The organism is Nostoc sp. NOS(2021) (assembly GCF_017115025.1).
Lineage (GTDB): Bacteria > Cyanobacteriota > Cyanobacteriia > Cyanobacteriales > Nostocaceae > Nostoc.
In genome coordinates this window covers 1-2,516 of record NZ_JABXKM010000002.1, presented here as the reverse complement: position 1 = coordinate 2,516, position 2,516 = coordinate 1, and the positions used below count along the sequence as shown (strand labels likewise).

Genomic DNA, 2,516 nt, shown 5'->3' with positions numbered 1-2,516 from the left:
AAGAACCCCACCCCCAACCCCTCCCCGCAAGCGGGGAGGGGAGCTAAAGCCATTGAAGTTTGCTCCTCTTGCCTCCTTTAATGGCGTTGATTGGTTAGATTTACTTGGAGAGCATTTTAGGCATATAATCTGTTGGAGGATCAACAATATGCCTCAAGTGAAAGTCTTTATCACTCGTCGCCTGCCCATCGAATTGGAGCAACTGCGATCGCTCGCTACTGTGGAAGTTTGGCCAGAACGCCAACCCCCTACCTACGAAATTTTACTAAAAAAAGTCAAGGAAATAGATGGATTGCTCTGCTTGCTGACTGACCAAATTGATCGGCAACTGATAGAGTCTGGGAAACTCAAAGTTATCAGTCAAATGGCGGTGGGTTACGATAACATTGACATTCGTGCCGCTACTGCACAGCAGATTCCCGTGGGTCATACTCCGGGTGTGTTAACTGATGCTACCGCAGACTTTACTTGGGCATTATTGATGGCATCTGCGCGGCGAGTCGTGGAGGCAGATCGGTTTACTCGTGCCGGGTTGTGGCAGACTTGGGAACCAGACTTGTTATTGGGGCCGAATGTTACAGGTGCTACCTTAGGGATTGTTGGTTTTGGGCGCATTGGTCAGGCGATGCCTACGGCGGGCTGCACCTACGCTCGTCGTGCCAAAGGGTTTGAAATGCGAATTTTGTATACGAGTCGGCAACGATGCCAGCCAGAATTAGAACAATCTCTAGGTGTGGAGTTTGCGACCTTGGAACACGTACTTCAAGAGTCGGACTTTGTGACACTGCATACACCATCAGCTGATGATACTTATCATCTGATTAGCGATCGCCAATTTGAGTTGATGAAGCGATCGGCTATTTTGATTAATACAGCGCGGGGAACCATTGTAGATCCCGATTCTCTGTATCGTGCCCTTGCAAGTGGTCAAATTGCCGGTGCTGCTGTAGATCAGGGCGAACCAGAACCGATTCCCACCGATAGCCTGTTGTTGACCTTAGATAATCTAATTATTGCACCTCATATTGGTAGTGCCAGCCGCCAGACGCGCTCAAAAATGGCAACAATGGCGATCGCCAACTTAATCGCTGGACTGACAGGCGATCGTCTAGCTGATTGTGTCAACCCGGAAATTTATAATTCTTGAAGAAGAATTCAGGAGTCAGAATTCAGGAGTCATACCGTTTTACCTTAATAATCATACAAATACGTTGGTAGGGGCACAGCATTGCTGTGCCCCTACGAGAAATCTATATGTATCAGGGTTTGTGTGAAATGGTATAACTCCCCACTTCCCTTTCCCTAAGAAACGCATCAAATGTAAACCTATCCGGTAGCGAAGTTTGTGCGCCTGGTTTTGTTGTCGCCAAAGCACCGGCCGCTGCACCCCAAACAACTGCCTGATGTAAAGAAAGTTTTTCAAAAAGTGCCGCCGTTAAGCCGCCATTAAAAGCATCACCAGCAGCTACTGTGTCAACCGCATGAACTGGAAACGCCGGGATAAAAAACTTTTCCTCAGCAGTGGCACAAAAAACACCTTTAGCACCGAGTTTGACGATCGCACATTTCACACCTCGTTGTAATAAAACTCCAGCTGCTTTGGCTGCCTGTTCCTCTCCATCCACCGGAAAACCCACTAACTGCGCTGCTTCAACTTCATTCGGTGTGATAATATCCACTAATGGGTAAAGTTCATCTGGGAAATCAGATTGTGCGGGTGCAGGGTCGAGAATTACGGTTATTTTGGTTTTTCTGGCGGCTTTTGCGGCTGCAAGCACGGCAGTAATCGGAATTTCTAATTGTAAAAGCAGTGCTGTAGCTGATGGTAATAAATGGGACAATCTCTCGACATCTTCTTGATTGACACACCCATTTGCACCAGGAATTACAATAATTTGATTTTCACCAGCATGATTGACGGCGATGATGGCGACACCAGAACTAACAGTCTTATCCACGAAAATATTGTCAATCTGCACACCAGATGCTTGCAAATTGTTGACAAGTTCTACACCAAAACCGTCTGCACCTACACGCCCCACCATTTGGGTAGGAATTCCCAATCTTGCTAATGCTACAGCTTGATTAGCTCCTTTACCTCCCGAAACTTGAAAAAATTCTTCTCCTAGCAACGTTTCTCCTGGGACTGGCAACCGGGGTGCTGTTGCTACCAAGTCTATATTGATGCTGCCGAAGACGATAATGCTCATGATGCTTATTGTTGTTGATCTTAAAGTTATTCAGTCTGATATTACAGGATGCGATCGCAATGGTTGAAACAACCAAATATCACGCGATGTGCGACTTATTCTTGGAAACCCGCTTCCATTCCTCTCCCTCATCGGGCTACCGTGTATACACAAGTCTTTTAGAGTTGCTACATCGATTCAGTAATCAAAAACCTAACCCCCCAGCCCCTTCCCTACTAGCGTTGGGGAAACCAAACTCCCCTCTCCGTTTCGGCTATCCATTAGTCACATCTTTCTTAACATTGCGGAAAAGAAGTCAGGGAGAGG

3 protein-coding genes are annotated in these 2,516 nt (G+C 46.8%); 2 read left to right on the top strand and 1 reads right to left on the bottom strand.

The window, feature by feature from the left end; genetic code table 11:
* Positions 1–148: 148 nt before the first annotated feature.
* Positions 149–1,147 carry a D-glycerate dehydrogenase gene (locus HWQ41_RS00040; protein ID WP_292758519.1) on the top strand — a complete coding sequence of 333 codons (999 nt, stop codon included), beginning with the start codon at positions 149–151 and terminating at the stop codon, positions 1,145–1,147.
* A gap of 112 nt (positions 1,148–1,259) precedes the next feature.
* On the opposite strand, the gene rbsK is transcribed toward HWQ41_RS00040, so the two are convergent.
* Positions 1,260–2,210, bottom strand: coding sequence for a ribokinase (gene rbsK, locus HWQ41_RS00035; RefSeq protein ID WP_292758516.1), 951 nt, complete (start codon positions 2,208–2,210; stop codon positions 1,260–1,262).
* Between the two features lie 59 nt (positions 2,211–2,269).
* Between rbsK and HWQ41_RS00030 the strand changes: the two genes are divergently transcribed.
* A partial coding sequence (locus HWQ41_RS00030) for a hypothetical protein (RefSeq protein ID WP_292758513.1) occupies positions 2,270–2,516 on the top strand: 247 nt, incomplete at its 3' end.

What these genes read in the sequence shown, in the direction of transcription:
- HWQ41_RS00040 (WP_292758519.1), top strand. Translation starts at nt 149, where the DNA reads ATGCCTCAAGTGAAAGTCTTTATCACTCGTCGCCTGCCCATCGAATTG.
- rbsK (WP_292758516.1), bottom strand. Translation starts at nt 2,210, where the DNA reads ATGAGCATTATCGTCTTCGGCAGCATCAATATAGACTTGGTAGCAACA.